This is a genomic window from Pseudomonas laurylsulfatiphila (assembly GCF_002934665.1).
GTDB classification, from domain to species: Bacteria; Pseudomonadota; Gammaproteobacteria; order Pseudomonadales; family Pseudomonadaceae; genus Aquipseudomonas; species Aquipseudomonas laurylsulfatiphila.
Genome location: NZ_NIRS01000007.1, coordinates 32547 through 50783 on the forward strand (window position 1 = coordinate 32547; position 18237 = coordinate 50783).

13 protein-coding genes are annotated in these 18237 nt (G+C 62.6%); 12 read left to right on the forward strand and 1 reads right to left on the reverse strand.

The window, feature by feature from the left end; translation table 11 throughout:
* Positions 1 to 71 precede the first annotated feature (71 nt).
* From CD175_RS25020 to CD175_RS25045, 6 genes are all read left to right on the forward strand, one after another.
* The gene (locus CD175_RS25020; RefSeq protein ID WP_104450846.1) at positions 72 to 965 is read left to right on the forward strand and encodes an NAD-dependent epimerase/dehydratase family protein; all 894 of its coding nucleotides are present in this window, start codon (positions 72 to 74) and stop codon (positions 963 to 965) included.
* A gap of 212 nt (positions 966 to 1177) precedes the next feature.
* Complete coding sequence (locus CD175_RS25025) at positions 1178 to 2623, forward strand: SulP family inorganic anion transporter (protein WP_104450847.1); 1446 nt, start codon at positions 1178 to 1180, stop codon at positions 2621 to 2623.
* Positions 2624 to 2843: 220 nt separating this feature from the next.
* Positions 2844 to 4193, forward strand: a complete 1350-nt coding sequence (locus CD175_RS25030) for a GntP family permease (RefSeq protein ID WP_104450848.1) — start codon at positions 2844 to 2846, stop codon at positions 4191 to 4193.
* Positions 4194 to 4207: 14 nt separating this feature from the next.
* Positions 4208 to 5068, forward strand: coding sequence for a MurR/RpiR family transcriptional regulator (locus CD175_RS25035; RefSeq protein WP_007973204.1), 861 nt, complete (start codon positions 4208 to 4210; stop codon positions 5066 to 5068).
* 1 nt (position 5069) lies between these two features.
* Positions 5070 to 6527: an N-acyl-D-amino-acid deacylase family protein gene (locus tag CD175_RS25040; protein WP_104450849.1), complete on the forward strand. Its 1458-nt coding sequence runs from the start codon at positions 5070 to 5072 to the stop codon at positions 6525 to 6527.
* Positions 6528 to 6725: 198 nt separating this feature from the next.
* On the forward strand, positions 6726 to 7094 hold the full coding sequence (locus CD175_RS25045) for a glyoxalase superfamily protein (protein ID WP_104450850.1): 369 nt from the start codon (positions 6726 to 6728) through the stop codon (positions 7092 to 7094).
* 19 nt (positions 7095 to 7113) lie between these two features.
* Here the strand turns inward: CD175_RS25045 and gliR are convergent, their stop codons facing one another.
* On the reverse strand, positions 7114 to 8142 hold the full coding sequence (gliR, locus tag CD175_RS25050; protein ID WP_104450851.1) for an AraC family transcriptional regulator GliR: 1029 nt from the start codon (positions 8140 to 8142) through the stop codon (positions 7114 to 7116).
* 210 nt (positions 8143 to 8352) lie between these two features.
* On the opposite strand from gliR, the gene CD175_RS25055 reads away from it, so the two are divergent.
* The 6 genes from CD175_RS25055 to CD175_RS25085 all read left to right on the forward strand — a co-directional run bounded on the left by CD175_RS25055 (position 8353) and on the right by CD175_RS25085 (position 18176).
* A complete protein-coding gene (locus CD175_RS25055; protein WP_104450852.1) occupies positions 8353 to 9948 on the forward strand; it encodes an FAD-binding oxidoreductase in 1596 nt (531 codons plus the stop codon).
* Positions 9949 to 9953: 5 nt separating this feature from the next.
* On the forward strand, positions 9954 to 11543 hold the full coding sequence (locus CD175_RS25060; RefSeq protein WP_104450853.1) for a glycerol-3-phosphate dehydrogenase/oxidase: 1590 nt from the start codon (positions 9954 to 9956) through the stop codon (positions 11541 to 11543).
* A gap of 20 nt (positions 11544 to 11563) precedes the next feature.
* Positions 11564 to 13132 carry an FGGY-family carbohydrate kinase gene (locus tag CD175_RS25065; protein ID WP_104450854.1) on the forward strand — a complete coding sequence of 523 codons (1569 nt, stop codon included), beginning with the start codon at positions 11564 to 11566 and terminating at the stop codon, positions 13130 to 13132.
* 214 nt (positions 13133 to 13346) lie between these two features.
* On the forward strand, positions 13347 to 14648 hold the full coding sequence (locus CD175_RS25070) for a phospholipase C/P1 nuclease family protein (RefSeq protein WP_104450855.1): 1302 nt from the start codon (positions 13347 to 13349) through the stop codon (positions 14646 to 14648).
* A 41-nt stretch (positions 14649 to 14689) separates the two neighbouring features.
* Complete coding sequence (locus tag CD175_RS25075) at positions 14690 to 16645, forward strand: DUF1302 domain-containing protein (protein WP_205886355.1); 1956 nt, start codon at positions 14690 to 14692, stop codon at positions 16643 to 16645.
* A 157-nt stretch (positions 16646 to 16802) separates the two neighbouring features.
* On the forward strand, positions 16803 to 18176 hold the full coding sequence (locus CD175_RS25085; protein WP_104451048.1) for a DUF1329 domain-containing protein: 1374 nt from the start codon (positions 16803 to 16805) through the stop codon (positions 18174 to 18176).
* Positions 18177 to 18237 lie beyond the last annotated feature (61 nt).

The window sequence follows — 18237 nt, forward strand, 5'->3', positions numbered from 1 at the left end:
AGCAGGGATTTTTCGTCAGTCATCGCTACCGGATACTCCTTGCATCACTTATCCATGCAGGGAGTTTCTCCATGAACGTATTCGTTACCGGCGCTGCCGGATTTATCGGCGGTTCCATCGCCACGGGCCTGGTCCAGGCCGGCCACGCTGTCACCGGTCTGGTGCGCAGCGCCGAACAGGCCGATGAGCTGCGTGCACTGGGCATTTCTCCGGTGGTGGGCAGTCTGGACGACCGCGACCTGTTGACCGATCAGGCGCTCGCTGCCGATGCAGTGATCAACGCGGCCAGCAGCGATCATCGTGGCGCGGTGGAAGCCTTGCTTGATGCCTTGCGCGGCTCTGGCAAGGTGTTCCTGCACACCAGCGGTTCGAGCATTGTCGGTGATGCCTCGGGCGGCCAATCCAGCGATGTCATCTACTTCGAAGACAACCTGCCGGAACCGACCGTCGACAAGGCGGCGCGCGTGGCCATCGATAACCTGATCCTGGCGGCGGCCATGGAGGGGGTGAACTCGGCAGTGATCTGCAACACCTTGATCTACGGCCACAGCCTGGGCGTCCATCGCGACAGCGTGCAGCTGCCGCGCCTGCTCAAACAGGCGCGCAAAAGCGGCGTGGTGCGCCATGTCGGCACGGGCCGCAACATCTGGTCCAACGTGCACATCGAGGACGTGGTTGCGCTGTACCTGCTGGCACTGAATCAAAATGTACCCGGCACGTTCTACTTTGTTGAAAGCGGTGAAGCGTCGTTCATCGACATGACCACGGCGATGGCCCACGCGCTGAACCTGGGCGAGCCACAGGACTGGCCGCTCAAGGAGGCCGAAGCCGAGTGGGGCTATGAAATGGCCAACTATGGTCTGGGTTCCAACAGTCGGGTTCGCGGCAAGCATGCGCGGGAACTGTTGGGTTGGGTGCCGAAGCGCACTTCGGTGGTTGAGTGGATTCGCGACGAAATGGTTTGAGTTCGCTTTAGACCGCGTCATCGTTCATCGCGAGCAGGCTCGCTCCCACAAGGGTTTTGCGTCGTACACAAATTTTGTGACCGGTGTAGATCAATTGTGGGAGCGAGCCTGCTCGCGAAGCTTTTTCAGCAACCCATTAACTGGCCGCGCTGCCCTCGATTCCGTAACATCCGCACACTCTTTTTCGTCTCTCCCTGTGTGCGGTCCCCCCCATGAAAGCAAAACGTCTACGCGCCGATGTCCTGGCCGGGCTTACCACGTCCTTCGCCCTGTTGCCCGAGTGCATCGCTTTCGCCTTGGTGGCCCACCTCAATCCGCTGATGGGGCTCTATGGCGCGTTCATCATCTGCACCCTGACGGCGCTGTTCGGCGGGCGACCGGGCATGGTGTCCGGCGCGGCCGGCTCGATGGCCGTGGTGATCGTCGCGCTGGTGGTGCAACACGGCGTGCAGTACTTGCTGGCCACGGTGTTGCTGGGCGGGCTGATCATGATGGCGTTCGGGCTGCTCAAGCTCGGCAAGCTGGTGCGCATGGTGCCGCATCCGGTGATGCTCGGCTTCGTCAACGGCCTGGCGATCATCATTGCCCTGGCGCAACTGGAGCACTTCAAGGACGGTGAGGCCTGGCTCAGCGGCACGCCGCTGTACATGATGCTTGGCCTGGTCGCGGTGACCATGGCCGTTGTCTACGTATTGCCGCGCCTGACCCGCACCGTGCCGCCGGCGCTGGTGGCGATTCTCGGCGTGGGCCTGGCGGTGTATCTGCTTGGCTTGCCAACCCGCACCCTGGGCGACATGGCGCACATTGCCGGTGGCCTGCCGACGCTGGCGCTGCCGGACATCGCGTGGAATCTGGACACCCTGCGCATCATCGCGCCCTACGCGATCCTGATGGCGCTGGTCGGGTTGCTGGAAACCCTGTTGACCCTCAACCTCACCGACGAAATCACCGAGAGCCGTGGCTACCCGGATCGCGAGTGCGTAGCGCTGGGGGCGGCGAATGTGCTGTCCGGTGCGTTCGGCGGCATGGGCGGTTGCGCCATGATCGGCCAGACCGTGATCAACCTCAGTTCCGGCGGCCGCGGACGCTTGTCCGGGGTGGTGGCCGGGGTGTCGATCCTGCTGTTCATCCTGTTTCTGTCGCCGCTGATCGAGCGCATTCCATTGGCCGCGCTGGTCGGGGTGATGTTCGTGGTGTCGCAACAGACCTTCGCCTGGGCCTCGTTGCGGGTGCTGAACAAGGTGCCGCTCAACGACGTGCTGGTGATCATCGCGGTAACGGTGATTACCGTGTTCACCGACCTGGCCACCGCGGTGCTCTGCGGCATCATCATCGCGGCGCTGAACTTTGCCTGGCAACAGGCCCGCCAGCTGTATGCCGACAGTCATCTGGAGAACGACGGCAGCAAGCTGTACCGGGTGCATGGCACGCTGTTCTTCGCCTCGACCACACCCTTTCTCAATCAGTTCGATCCGGCCAACGACCCGGCGCAAGTGACCCTGGATTGCCAGCACCTGAGCTTCGTCGACTACTCGGCCATCGCCGCGCTGGGTACCTTGCGCGAGCGCTACGCCAAGGCCGGCAAGCACTTGCGGGTGCTGCACTTGTCCGAGCGCTGCAAGAAATTGCTCAAGCGTGCCCGGATGCAGCACGACTGAGGCCAGTCATTCGATCTTTCCCACGCTGAGCGGGGAAAGATCGGACTGTCGGCTATGAAAATTCATACAGCCGACTTTCATAATTCGCGACACGCCATGCCTCTGCGCGACACCCCTTACCTCTGCACGAAAATTACTTTCACCTCGTTTGAAAATCACCTGCCGAAATGTTTTAAGAGTTTCACAAATATTTCGACGTGACCCTCTCGAGGAGTACCGCATGACCCCGTCCTTCGGCTATTGGCTGCTGGTGTATGCCGCCGTTGCCATCATCGCGCTGATCGTTCTGATCGCCCGTTACCGGCTCAATCCGTTCATTGTCATCACTCTGATTTCCCTTGGCCTGGCGCTGGTTGCCGGGATGCCTCCGTCCGGTGTGGTGGGGGCATACGAGGCCGGTGTCGGCAAAACCCTGGGGCACATCGCACTGGTGGTGGCGCTGGGGACCATGCTCGGCAAGATGATGGCCGAGTCCGGTGGTGCCGAGCAGATGGCCCGCACGCTGATCAACCGCTTTGGCGAGAAGAACGCGCATTGGGCGATGGTGTGCATCGCGTTTCTGGTGGGGCTGCCGCTGTTCTTCGAAGTCGGTTTCGTCTTGCTGGTGCCGATTGCCTTTACCGTAGCGCGGCGCGTGGGCGTGTCGATCCTGATGGTCGGCTTGCCGATGGTCGCCGGGCTCTCGGTGGTGCATGCGCTGGTGCCGCCACACCCGGCGGCGATGCTGGCGGTGCAGGTGTATCAGGCGTCGGTGGGGCAGACGTTGATGTACGCGATCCTGATCGGCATTCCGAGCGCGATCATCGCCGGTCCCCTGTACGCCAAGTTCATCGTGCCGCGCATTCAATTGCCGGCGGAAAACCCGCTGGAGCGCCAGTTCCTCGAGCGTGAACCGCGCGACAGCCTGCCGGGTTTCGGCATCACCATGGCGACCATCCTGTTGCCGGTGGTGTTGATGCTGATCGGCGGCTGGGCCAATCTGATTTCCACGCCGGGCAGTGGTTTCAACCAGTTCCTGCTGTTCATCGGCAACTCGGTGATCGCGCTGTTGCTGGCCACCTTGCTGAGCTTCTGGACCCTCGGCCTGGCCCAGGGCTTCAACCGCGAATCGATCCTCAAGTTCACCAACGAATGCCTGGCGCCGACCGCGAGCATCACCCTGCTGGTGGGCGCCGGTGGTGGCCTGAACCGGATTCTGGTGGACGCCGGCGTCACCGATCAAATTGTCGGCCTGGCCCACGAATTTCATCTGTCGCCGCTGTTGATGGGCTGGCTGTTTGCTGCGCTGATGCGCATCGCCACCGGTTCTGCCACTGTGGCCATGACGACGGCTTCAGGCGTGGTCGCACCGGTGGCCATTGGTCTGGGTTATCCCCATCCGGAGCTGCTGGTGCTGGCGACGGGCGCCGGGTCGGTTATCTTTTCCCACGTTAACGACGGCGGTTTCTGGTTGATCAAGGAATACTTCAACATGACCGTTGCCCAAACCTTCAAGACCTGGACCGTGCTCGAGACGTTGATCTCGGTCATTGCCTTCGGACTGACCGTTGGCCTTTCCTACCTGATTTAGCCGGAGCCACTTGCATGGACATCCTCTACCAGATCCGCGCCCGCCAGGATTCCTTCAGCGCCGGTGAAGGACGCATCGCCCGCCTGATGCTCGACGACGTAGGCTTCGCCGCCTCCGCCAGCCTCGATGAGCTGGCGCTGCGGGCAGAGGTCAGCAGCGCCACGCTGTCGCGTTTCGCCCGTACGGTCGGCTGCAAGGATCTGCGTGATTTGCGTTTGCAGCTGGCCCAGGCCAGCGGTGTCGGCAGCCGGTTTCTCGACCCGGCGGGCACCCCGGAGCAGTCGGCGTTCTACGGGCAAATCGTCGGTGACATCGAATCGACCTTGCGCCAGCACCTGGCGGCATTCGATGAGTCGCGTTTCGCCGATGCGGTAAAACTGCTGGGCAAGGCGCGGATGATCCACGCCTTCGGCATGGGCGGCTGCTCGACCCTGTGCAGCGATGAACTGCAAGTGCGCCTGGTGCGCCTCGGCTATCCGATCACGGCGTGCCACGATGCGGTGATGATGCGCGTCACCGCCGCCAGCCTCAGTGCCGAACAGGTGGTGATTGTCTGCTCGCTGACCGGGATCACCCCGGAACTGATTGAAACGGTGGAGCTGGCGCGCAACTACGGCGCGCGCATCCTGGCCATCACTCGCGGCGATTCGCCGCTGGCGCAACTGGCCGACATCGTCCTGCCGCTGCAAAGCGCCGAAACCTCGTTCATCTACAAACCCACGGCGGCGCGCTACGGCATGCTGTTGGCCATCGATGTGCTCGCCACCGAGCTGGCCCTGGCCAACCCTGAAGACAATCAAGAACGTCTGCGGCGGATCAAACTCGCCCTCGACGAATACCGCGGCGGCGACGATCACTTGCCGCTGGGAGACTGACATGCAGTACGACACGCTGATTCGCAACGCCCTGATCATCGACGGCAGCAACAGCCCCGGTTACCCCGCCGATGTGGCGATTCGGAACGGACGCATCGAGCGTATCGGCGACCTGCGCGATGCCCGTGCCAACGAAGAAATCGACGCACAGGGCCATGTGCTGGCGCCGGGTTTCATCGACGTGCACACCCATGACGACACCGTGGTCATTCGCCAACCACAGATGCTGCCCAAGCTCAGCCAGGGCGTGACCACGGTGATCGTTGGCAACTGCGGGATCAGTGCCTCACCGGTGAGTTTGCGCGGCGATCCACCGGACCCGATGAATCTGCTCGGCACGGCCGCTGCATTCGTTTATCCGACCTTCCGCGACTATCGGGCGGCGGTCGAAGCGGCGAACACCACGCTGAACGTCGCCGCTTTGGTGGGTCATACCGCATTGCGCAGCAACCACCTCGACGATCTGTTCCGCACCGCCACAACCGATGAAATTGCCGCGATGCGCGAGCAACTGCGCGAGAGCCTTGAGGCCGGTGCGCTGGGCCTGTCCACCGGCCTTGCCTATGCCAGCGCCTTCTCGGCATCGACCGATGAAGTGATGCAACTGACCGAAGAGTTGACCGCGTTCGGCGCGGTTTACACCACCCATTTGCGCAGTGAATTCGAACCGGTGCTGGAGGCCATGGACGAGGCGTTCCGGATCGGTCGCCATGCGCAGAGCCCGGTGATCATTTCCCACCTCAAATGTGCCGGTGCCGGTAACTGGGGGCGTAGTCCGCAGTTGCTGGCGTCCCTGGAAGACGCAGCGAAATCGCACCCCGTGGGCTGCGATTGCTATCCCTATGCCGCGAGTTCATCGACCCTGGACCTCAAGCAGGTGACCGATGCCCACCGCATCACCATCACCTGGTCGACGCCGCACCCGGAGATGGGCGGCCGCGACCTAATGGACATCGCCGCCGAATGGAACCTGTCGTTGCTCGATGCCGCCCGCCAACTGCAACCGGCCGGTGCGGTGTACTACGGCATGGATGAGGCGGATGTGCGCCGGATCCTCGCGCATCCGCTGTCGATGGTCGGCTCCGACGGCTTGCCGGAAGACCCGTTCCCACACCCACGCCTGTGGGGCGCATTCCCCAGGGTGCTCGGACATTTCAGCCGTGACGTAGGACTGTTCCCGCTGCACACCGCCGTGCACAAAATGACCGGGTTGTCGGCGGCACGCTTCGGTTTGAAGGAGCGCGGTGAAATCCGCGAAGGCCATTGGGCGGACCTGGTGTTGTTCGACCCAGCGACCATCCGTGATGTGGCTGATTTCAACGATCCGCAGCGGGCGGCACAAGGCATCGAGGGCGTATGGGTCAACGGTGTGTTGAGTTACCGCGATGGCCAGGCCAACGGGCGCAGGGAAGGGCGGTTTTTGGCGCGGCAAGGGGATTTGCGTGACGGGTTTCATTGATTGAGGCGGGGCGAAAAGATCGCAGCCTGCGGCAGCTCCTACATGGATTGCATTTCCCTGTAGGAGCTGCCGAAGGCTGCGATCTTTTGATCTGTATCACATAGTGGCAATGTGCAATTAAAGAATCCCCCCGCCAAGCCGAATTGCTGACATCAAGCCCGGCTAAACTCCGGGCTTTCATTGTCTGGGAGCAATCCGATGAGCTTCGGCAAAACCACTCCGGTCCTGCGTATTTTCGACGAAGCCAAGGCCGTGGAGTTCTACGTCGACTTCCTCGGTTTCAAGATCGACTGGCAACATCGACTTGAAGCGGATTTCCCGCTGTACCTGCAAATCTCCCGTGGCGATTGTGTGCTGCACTTGTCCGAACACCATGGCGACAGCACGCCGGGTTCTGCCCTGCGGATCGAGACGGATGAGCTGGAGCAATTTCAACAGCAACTGTTGGCCAGGGAATACAGGTTTTCCCATCCACAGATTCAGGCCATGCCCTGGGGCAGCCAGGACATGACCATCGCCGACCCGTTCGGCAATCGGTTGGTGTTCACCAACGCGATCAGTCTCTGAGCCTACAACCCCTGAGCCTTCAGCCTTCGTTCGGCACCCGGTGGGTTTGGCGAAACTCGCCGGGCGGTATCCCGCGCCGGCTTTTGAACGTGCGGTGAAACGAGCGGGGTTCGGTGAAGCCCAGGTATTGGGCGATGTCCTGAATCGGCAGGGTGCTGTTGAGCAGGTAATGCTCGGCCAGTTCCTGGCGCAGGTCGTCGAGTATCTGTTGGTACGACGTACCGGCCTGATGCAGCTGGCGTTGCAGCGTGCGCACGGACACGGCGAGATGCTCGGCCACCTGCTCCTTGCGTGGCAGGCCCTCCTTGAGCAGTTGGCGCAGGATGCTTTTGACCCGCTGTTCCAGCGACGCGTCCTCCAGTGTGGCCATCAACCCCTGGGCATGTTCTTCCAGGGTGCGCAGCAATTGCGCATCGGCCTGGCGCAAGGGCAACTGCAAATACGGTAACGGCACAATCAGCGCCGAATAAGGCTGGTCGAACAGTACCGGGCAGTCGAAGAACTGCTCGTACTCTGCCAACGTCGTGTCGGCCGGGCAGGCATGTTCCAGCCAGACGGCGGCCGGCGACAGTTGCGTGTCGGCGATCCAGCGCGCGTATTGCAGCCAGGAGCCGAGCACGTTTTCCACCAGGTGCCGGCGAATTCGCGGGCGTTGATGACGGCAGGTCCAGATCAGGTGCACGTCGCTGCCTTGCACCTCGGCGCGGCTGACGCCCATGTCTCCCACCAGTTTCTCGAACGGCATGATGCGGCTCATCGCATCGCCCAGTGTCGCGCAGTTCATGGTGATGTAACCCAGCACGCTCCAGGAGTTGGGCAACACAAAGCGCGCGGCGTTGAGACCGAACAACGGATCGCCCGAGTGTTCGCAGAAATAATCGAGCAGCCGTTCATGGGCTTCACCGGGCAACCGCAGGCTGTTGTCGCTCAACTGCTGCGCCTGCAACCCGGCAGCCGTCAACGCAGGCTCGATGGCCATGCCCAGTTGCTCGGCATGACGCAGGTATTTGAGCAGCGGCGGAACGGAAGTGAAGCCCAGGGATTGCATGATCGTATTCCTTTGATCAAGGCCCGCGTGCGCGGATGAATGCCCTGAAAGGTAATTTGAAACCACGGCTAAAGTAAATGGCTGACGCCTGCGCGACGTTTGACTCAATTGGCTACTCGAACTGGCCCGATGCGACCGTGACACTTTCCGGCGGCTGACTAGTATGGGGGCCTGAAATATCACTGATAAGAACCGCAAAAGGACACACGCATGCGACGCTGGAACGGCTGGGGAGATGCAACCACGGTGGTCGAACTGCCGGCCCAGGGCGCGAGTTTTCTCGCCCGGCGGGTAGGTGACGGTCGAGCGCTGCCCGACGCGACGCTTGAGACGGCATTGGCCCGCGTGCCCCCGTCGCGGTTGCAGCAGCACTTCCTGTACAGCGTGGATGCCCATGATCGTTTGCTGCATGCTCGCGGCCAGAGCCTGCCGGACTGGCTGGCGTTGCGTGAGGGCGAGCTGGGCAATTATCCCGACGCCGTGGCCTATCCCACGAGCGCTGAACAGATCCGCCGTTTACTGCTGCTCGCCCATGAACAGGACCTGTGCCTGATTCCCTATGGCGGCGGCACTTCGGTGGCCGGTCACATCAACCCGCCGAGTTCCGCGCGGCCGGTGGTGACGGTTTCCCTGGCCCGCATGAGTCGCTTGCTGGACCTCGACGAAGAGAGCCTGCTGGCCACCTTCGGCCCCGGCACCAGTGGCCCGCAGGTGGAAAGTCAGTTGCGCGCCCGTGGTTACACCCTGGGGCATTTCCCGCAGTCGTGGGAGCTGTCGACCCTGGGCGGTTGGGTCGCCAGCCGCTCCAGTGGCCAGCAGTCATTGCGTTATGGGCGGATCGAGCAATTGTTCGCCGGCGGGACCCTGGAAACCTTTGCCGGGCCTTTGGAAATACCCTCCTTTCCGGCCTCGGCGGCCGGCCCCGATCTGCGCGAAGTGGTGTTGGGCTGTGAGGGGCGCTTCGGGATCATTTCCGAGGTCAAGGTACGGATCAGCGCACTGCCCGCCGATGAACGTTTCTATGGGGTGTTCCTGCCCGATTGGCCCAAGGCGCTGCAAGCCATCCGCCAGTTGGCCCAGGCGCTGGTGCCGCTGTCGATGCTGCGCCTGTCCAACGCGGTGGAAACCGAAACCCAGTTGGCGCTGGCCGGTCATCCGCAGCAGATCGCCTGGCTGGAAAAGTACCTGGCCCTGCGCGGCGCCGGTGAGGGCAAATGCCTGCTGACGTTCGGCGTGACCGGCAACCGTCGGCAAAATGCGCTGTCCCTGCGTCAGGCCCGGCAGCACCTCAAGGCGTTCGGCGGGGTGTTTACCGGCACCTTGCTCGGCAAGAAGTGGGCGCAGAACCGCTTCCGCTTTCCCTACCTGCGCGAGAACCTGTGGAACGCCGGTTACGTGGTCGACACCCTGGAGACGGCCACCGACTGGAGCAACGTCGATAACCTGCTCACTCTCATCGAAAGCAGCTTGCGTGACGCCTTGGCGGCGCAGGGCGAACGGGTCCACGTGTTCACCCACCTGTCCCACGTCTACGGCGAAGGATCGAGCATCTACACCACCTATGTGTTTCGCCCGGCGGCGGATTACCCCGCCACCCTGGCGCGCTGGCAGGCACTCAAGCAGGCGGCCAGCCAGACCATCGTCGACAACCACGGCACCATCAGTCACCAGCATGGCGTGGGCAAGGACCACGCGCCGTACCTGCTGCGCGAGAAGGGCGCGCTGGCGATGGACACCCTGCAGGCATTGAGTCGGCACTTCGATCCGGCCGGGCGACTGAACCCTGGCACGCTGTTGCAGGAGTGACGGCCATGAGCCTGGACTGGAACGCGGCGTGGCGTCAGCAGGTGCTGCCGACGCTGGCGGCTGAAACCTGGGACCTGATCGTCATCGGCGGCGGCATCAGCGGCGCCGGCATCCTGCGCGAAGCTGCGCGTCGAGGGTGGCGTTGCCTGCTGCTGGAGCAGCGCGATTTCGCCTGGGGCACCTCCAGCCGCTCTTCGAAAATGGTCCATGGCGGCTTGCGTTACATCGCCAAGGGCCAGTGGCGCCTGACCCGCGATTCGGTGCGGGAACGCCAGAGGCTGCTGGACGAAGCGCCGGGGCTGGTCGAGCCGATGAGTTTCATGATGCCGCATTACCGTGGCGGTTTTCCCGGACCGCGGGTGCTGGGTGGATTGCTGTCCATCTATGACGCGTTGGCCGGGCGGCGCAGCCATCGCTTTCATGACGCGCAGCAACTGCGGTATCTGGCGCCCGGGGTGAAGGAAGATGACCTGCTGGGCGGCACCTGTTTTGTCGATGCGCTGACCGATGATGCCCGCCTGGTGATGCGCGTTTTGGGCGAGGCCCGGGCCGACGGCGCCGTGGTGCTCAACGGCGTGCGCGTGCAGCAACTGCTGCGTGAGGAAGGGCGCGTTTGCGGGGTTCAGGTCGAAGACTGCGAGGGGGGCGGATCACTGACAGTGCGTTGTGGGGTGTTGGCCGTGGCCACCGGCGCGTGGGCCGAGCGCTTGCGCCTGCCCGATGCGCCTCGTCAGTTGCGCCCGTTGCGTGGCAGTCATCTGTTGTTGCCGGGCTGGCGCCTGCCCGTGGCACAAGCCTTCACCTTCCTGCATGAACGCGACCGTCGACCGGTGTTCGTTTTCCCCTGGGAGGGTGCCACGGTGGTCGGCACCACGGACCTCGATCATCGCGAGGATCTGGACCAGAGCGCGAGTATCAGCGCTGAGGAACTCGACTATCTGCTGGCGGCTTGCACTCAACAGTTTCCCGGCGCTGACGTAGTCGCAGCCGATGTGCTGTCGACCTGGTCGGGCGTACGCCCGGTGGTGGGCAGCGTGGCGGGTGAACTCAAACCGTCGAATGAAACCCGTGAGCATGTGCTGTGGCAGGAGCCGGGTTGCGTGACCCTGGCCGGCGGCAAGCTGACCACCTTTCGGCCGCAGGCGATCGAAGTGCTCAGGGCCTGCGCGAGCATGCTCGAGCGGCCCTTCAATGATGACGCCGCGCCTGTTTTCGCCGTTGTGCCGCCGCTGGCGATACCGGGGCTCAGCGCCAGCCAGTGGCGGCGCCTGGCCGGGCGGCATGGCCGTGACCTGCCGAGGCTGGCGCAACTGATCGCCCTATTGGGCCATGAAACGGTAGGCAGCACGGACACCTTGTGGGCGGAGCTGGCCGTTGCCTGCGATGCGGAAATGGTTCTGCATCTCGACGACCTGCTACTGCGTCGCACCCGCCTGGGCCTGCTGCTGCCGCGTGGCGGCGAGGATTGTTTCGCGGCCATTCGCCAACTCTGCCAGCCACGACTGGGCTGGGACGATGAGCGTTGGCAGCAGGAGATACAGCGTTATCGTGCGTTGTGGCAACGCCATCACGGATTGCCGGATGCCACGCATTGATGCCCATTGAAGAGAGCTCCATGGATAACCACCCGAACAAGCGTTACCTGTTGGCCATCGACAATGGCACCCAGAGCGTGCGCGCGCTGCTCTTCGACCTGCAGGGCAATCTGCTGGGCAAAGGCAAGGTCGAGTTGCAGGCCTATTACTCGACACAACCGGGGTGGGCCGAGCAAGACCCGGAATATTACTGGGATAAGTTAGGTGAAGCCTGCCAGCAGGTGTGGCAGCAAACCGGGATCGATCGCTCGCAGATTGCCGGCGTGTCCCTGACCACCCAACGCGGTACGGTGATCAACGTCGATGCCCAGGGCAAGCCTTTGCGCCCGGCCATTTTGTGGCTCGATCAGCGTCAGAGCGAAGTCGAAGGTGGTATCAAAGGACCGTGGGGCTGGTTGTTCAAACTGGTCGGCGCGCAAGCCACGGTGGACTATTTCCGCGCCCAGGCCGAGGCCAACTGGATCGCCCGCCACCAGCCTGAGGTCTGGGCGGCGACCGACAAGTTCCTGCTGCTCTCGGGGTTTCTCACTCATCGTCTTTGTGGGCGCTTTGTCGATTCCGTGGGGTGTTGCGTCGGTTACTTGCCCTTCGACTTCAAACGCTTGAAATGGGCCGCACCCACCGACTGGAAATGGCAGGCGCTGGCGGTGCGTCCCGAGCAACTGCCGAGCCTGCACAAGCCCGGTGAAACCCTCGGCTACATCAGCGCCGAGGCCAGCCGCCACACCGGCATTCCCGAGGGGCTGCCGCTGATTGCCGCGGGTGCCGACAAGGCCTGCGAGGTTGTGGGTTCGGGCGTCGTCGACGCCAGCACCGTGTGCCTGTCCTACGGCACCACGGCGACGATCACCAGCACCCGCTCGCGCTACCTGGAAATCGTCCCGTTGATTCCGCCTTACCCGTCGGCGGTGCCGGATCAATTCAACTGCGAGGTGATGATCTATCGCGGCTACTGGATGGTCAGCTGGTTCAAGAACGAGTTCGGCCTGCGGGAAATGCAGCAGGCCAAAGCCCAGGGCGTAGAGCCTGAGCAACTCTTCGATGCGCTGGTCGAGGCCGTGCCGCCGGGCTCCATGGGGTTGATGCTGCAACCCTACTGGTCGCCCGGCATCCGCGAGCCGGGTGTGGAAGCCAAGGGCGCGATGATCGGCTTCGGCGACGTGCATACCCGCGCGCACATTTACCGGGCCATCCTCGAAGGCCTGGCGTATGCCTTGCGCCAGGGCATGGAGAAGATCGAGAAACGTTCGGGGGTCTGCGTCACGCGCTTGCGCGTCGCCGGTGGTGGCTCCCAGAGTGATGCCGCGATGCAACTCACGGCGAACATTTTCGGCCTGCCGGCCGAGCGTCCGCATGTCTACGAAGCGTCCGGCCTGGGCGCGGCCATTTGCTGCGCGGTGGGGCTGGGGCTGCACGCGGACTTCCCCACGGCGATGGCCGCCATGACGCGGGTCGGTGCGGTCTTCCTGCCGCAACCCGAGGCGCAGCAGGTCTATGAGCGACTGTACAAAGAGGTCTACCTGCGCATGTATCGACAGCTCAAGCCGTTGTACCAGAGCATCCGCAAAATCACCGGTTACCCCGCCTGAAAGCGCCCTCTGTAGGAGCTGCCGAAGGCTGCGATCTTTTGATTTTTTAAAAGCAAGATCAAAAGATCGCAGCCTTCGGCAGCTCCTACAGGGGAACCGTTGGTAGCGTGCATGTGGCGCTATCGGAGAACTTTTCTGGTGAGATTGGACAGTGTCAGGGGCAGGGTCGGTTGTTAGGCTCAACCCTCACTGCACATCCAATAAGAACCAGGCAATGAAGCTGACATTCCTCCTGTTGCTGCTTTGTGGAACGGCGCCGATGGCGTGGGGCTGGTCCAACCATACGGTGGGCAGCTACCTGGCGTTGCAGGACCTGCCGGCCTTGCGCGACGCACCGCAGGTCGACGTCGAGCCTTTGGAACAGTTTCTCTCGCAACAATACGAGGCGGTGAGCGCGTTGCTCGACGAGCAGGAGCGCTTCGCCCGCGAGCACTTCGCCCAGTACCCGCCGCGCCCCGACAACCTGCGATTGCCAGCCGTGCCTGGGGACAATCTGCGCCACGACTTCCTCACCGCACTGCGCATCAATCCACAGATTCATCTGGCGATGGTCATCCAGCCGATGCCGGGCAAGGATCTGCCCGAACGTGAGCACCTCAAGGCCGAGCAGGTCATGGTCGAGCAGACCCTGTCACCGTGGAATCGCCAGCGCTTCATCGTCGTAGCTGACCACGAACAAGTCGCGCCCCTGGCCGTGTTGGCCAGTGCCGCCGATGAGCCTGATTACGGCCACGACATCAACCTGTTCAGCGACAACCCCGGCGACGTCGGCGCGCTGTACGGCTTCGGCCCGCAGCCCTTCGGTGACGCGCGGTTTCAGTACAGCTCCCAGGCGCCGTTCCACATGGGGTTCTTCCATGAGAGCCCGGTGGTGTACGCCGCTGCCGGATTTCTTGAACGCAGTTGGCCCGACTGGCGCGCCTATCAATACATGGGATTGGCGCGACTGGCCTTTGCCTCCGGCCATCCTTATTGGGGTTATCGCTTTCTCGGCTGGGGCCTGCACCACATTCAGGACCTGACCCAGCCTTATCACGCCAAGCCATTGCCCGGTGTCGACCTCGCCAGTCTTCTTCTGCTGGAAGGCAAGGCACTGGCCGGTTTCGCGGCCGACAAGCAGGCATCCATCGAGCACGTTGCGACCCGGCACATGGAAGTAGAGAAGTATCAGTCGAGCTGGTTGCGTCGTTTGCTGCGCACGGGCCAGCCCCATCCGATGCTCGACGCCTATGCCGATTCTGCCCAGGACGCCCGTTACCCGCCGTACTCGGTGGACTACCTGCGCGAAGTGGTGAGTGCCGAGTCCGTCGACGCGTCCGCAGCGTTCGATGAAGCCATCGGCCAATGGCTGGACACAGCACCGATCACCGGCGATTTCAGCCGCGGTAATCAGCTGCAGCGCGAAGACTTCGACCATCCGGCACTTAACCGACAGTTGTTCAAACTGCTGGGACATTTTGGCGCGCACAGCCGGATTTATGCCGGTGCGGGATTGGCGCCCGAACCCTCGCAGTAACGCACACAAAAACAATAAATCCAGGGAAAGAGGAACAGATCATGAGCACTCGATTTCGCCTGTCTGGCGCGGCGCTTCCCGGCGTGGGCCTGGCAGGGCTGCTGCAACTGTGCGCGGTCGACGGCGTGCAGGCCGAGGAGTTCAGCGTGCTGGACAACCAGGTCACCGGTTCATTCGACAGTACCTTGTCTTATGGCCGCTTTTGGCGGGTCCAGGGCCGGGACAAGAACAACGACGACGTCAACACCAACGACGGCAATCGCAACTTCGACACCGGGCTGGTTTCCGAGGTGTACAAGATCACCTCGGAGCTCGAAGCCAACTATCAGAACTACGGGATGTTCGTGCGCGGTACCGCGTTCTATGACACCCAACTGATGGACAAGCGCAACGATTACTACGGCAACAACAACCCGTCGCAACCCAGTCAGAGTTTCCCCCAGGACGACCATTTCACCAGCCAGACCCGCGATATCGCCGGCAGCCGGGTGGAGTTGCTCGACGCCTACCTCTATGGCAACTGGGACGTCGCGCAGATGCCGGTCACCGCACGTGTCGGGCGCCAGGTGTTCAACTGGGGCGAAGGGATTTTCTACCGTGGCGGGATCAACACCACCAACCCGGTGGATGCGGCCAAGTACCGTTTGCCCGGTGCCGAGGTCAAGGAAGTGCTGGTCCCGGTGGAAGCGCTCAGCTTCAACATCGGCCTGACCGACAGCCTGACTATGGAAAGCTTTTACCAGACCAACTGGAAGGAAACCCGCATCGACCCGGTCGGCACGTTCTACTCGCAGACGGACCTGTTCGCCGACGGCGGCAACACCGCCTACAACAACTTCAGCGGTACCGCGCTGGACACTCCGGTGCCAGGCTTCGGCAACGTGATCGATCTGTACAGCGCACTGGGCAACAACCCGCTGCTCAACCAGGCCCTGAGCACCACCGGCCTGTACGCCAACGGGGTCACCCCGACCTTTGGCAACACCGTCAAGGTGGCCACGATCGGCAAGGATTTCAACGCGCGCAACGACGGCCAGTTCGGTTTCGCTTTTCGCTACATCGCAGAAGCACTCAACAGCACCGAGTTCGGGTTGTACATGGTCAACTACCACGCCAAGGAACCGACCATATCCGCCGATCTGGGCGGGTACCAGGGCATCGACATGAATGCACTGACCAACCTGTTGACCGGTGTCGCTGGCAGCCAGGCAGGGCAGTTGGCCAACGGCCTGGCGACCGTGGATGTGCTGGGCAATATTCAGGCGCACCGGCGTTATGCCGAAGACATCCGCATGTATGGCTTCAGTTTCAACACCACCCTGGGCCAGGCGTCGGTGTTCGGTGAAGTGGCGTATCGGCCGAACCTGCCCATCGGGGTCGCCGCCACCAACGACCTGATCGGCGACCTGGCCAACGGCGCCGCCGCTGCGGCAGCTGGCCAGACCATCAACATCGGCGGGCAGCAGGTCACGCTCGACAGTCAGATCAATAACGCTGAGCGGGTTGAAGCGTTCAACACTTCCCTGGGCACCATTTACAACTTTGGCCCGAGCCTGTCATTCGACTCGATGTTCGGCGTATTCGAGCTGGCGTCCGAGCACCTGCGCGGCAGCAGCCTGCAATACACCGCGTATGACGGCAGCAACCGTTACTACGCGGGCACCGGTAACTTTTCCTATGTGTCCGGTGGTGAGCGCGACGACCAGGTCAACCGCAACTCCTACAGCTACACCGCGATGCTCAACGGCACCTGGAACGACGTGTATGCCGGGGTCAACGTCTCGCCCTATGTCGTCTACAAGGATGACTTCGAGGGCAACAGCTATCAGGCGGGCAACGTCATCGAGGGCCGCAAGGCCTACACCCTGGGGATCAAGGCCAACTACCAGAACAAGCTGGAGGCCGAGCTGCAATACACCGAGTTCTATGGCGGCGGGCAGGACAACGGCTTGCGTGACCGCGACAACGTCGGCTTCAACCTCAAGTACTTCTTGTGAGTTCCAACTCATCCCCCTGTAGGAGTGAGCCTGCTCGCGATGACGGACTTTCTGTCGAAGTTGATGTTGGCTGACACACCGCTATCGCGAGCAGGCTCGCTCCTACAGGGGATCTGCTGTGTTTTGCAGACCTGCTGGATTTTTTCGGAGAACGATCATGTTTCACACTTCACGACTGACCAAGACCACGCTGGCGCTGTTCCTGAGCCTGGCCGCCGGCAGCGCGCTGGCCGCGGTCACGCCACAGCTGGCCGAACAACTGAAAACCACCCTGACCCCAATGGGCGCCGAGCGTGCCGGCAACGCCGCCGGGACCATTCCGGCCTGGACCGGCGGCATTACCCAGGCGCCGGCGGGCTACAAGCCAGGCCAGCATCACCCGGACCCGTATGCGGCGGACAAGCCGCTGTTCACCATCACCAAGGCCAACCTTGAACAGTACAAGGCCCACCTCAGCCCGGGTCAGCTTGCCCTGTTCAACAGCTACCCCGACACCTTCCAGATGCCGGTCTATCCCTCTCGCCGCTCTGGCTCGGCGCCGCAGTGGCTGTATGACAACACCTTGAAGAATGCCACCTCGGCCAAGCTTATCGATGGCGGCACCGGTTTTGCCGAAGCCTATGGCGGTGTGCCGTTCCCGGTGCCCAAGGATGGGGTCGAGGTACTGTGGAACCACATCACCCGTTATCGCGGTATCTATGTGGTCCGTCGTGCCTCCGAAGCGCCGGTACAACGCAACGGCAGCTTCGCGCTTGTGACCTCGCAGCAGGAGGGGCTCTTCAACTATTACCGCCCTGGCGGGCAATTCGCCGACCTGAAAAACATCCTGTTTTACTACCTGGCGTTCGTGAAGAGCCCGGCCCGCCTGGCGGGTGGTGCGGCCTTGGTTCACGAGACCCTGGACCAGCTCAAGGACGCGCGTCAGGCCTGGGTCTACGATGCAGGCCAACGCCGTGTGCGCCGGGCGCCGAACCTCGCGTATGACACCCCGATCGCCTCATCCGACGGCCTGCGCACGGCGGACGATACCGACCTGTTCAACGGCTCGCCGGACCGCTACGACTGGAAGCTCAAGGGCAAGCAAGAGGTCTACATTCCCTATAACAACTACAAAGTCGGCAGCCCTGAGGTGAAGTACGCGCAGTTGCTCACACCGGGTCACCTCAACCCGCAATACACCCGTTATGAGCTGCACAGGGTCTGGGTGGTCGAAGGCACGCTCAAGCCGGGCGCGCGGCATATCTATTCCAAGCGCGTGCTGTTTCTGGACGAGGACAGTTGGGGCGCCGCATTGGTCGATCAGTATGACGGGCGAGGGGAGTTGTGGCGGGTGTCGATGGCCTACCTGAAAAACTTCTACGACCTGCCCACCACCTGGAGTGCGCTGGACGTGTTCCATGACCTGCAGGCGCGTCGTTACTACGTGCAGAACCTGGATAACGAAGAGCAGGGCACCGTGGACTTCGCCCAACCGGTGCCGGAAGACGCGTACTTCATGCCGTCGGCGTTGCGCCAGCGTGGGACGCGGTGATATTGGCCATTCGGAAGATTGTCGGGTTTTGGTTTGCCAGGATGTGCTAGCATGCAATCAA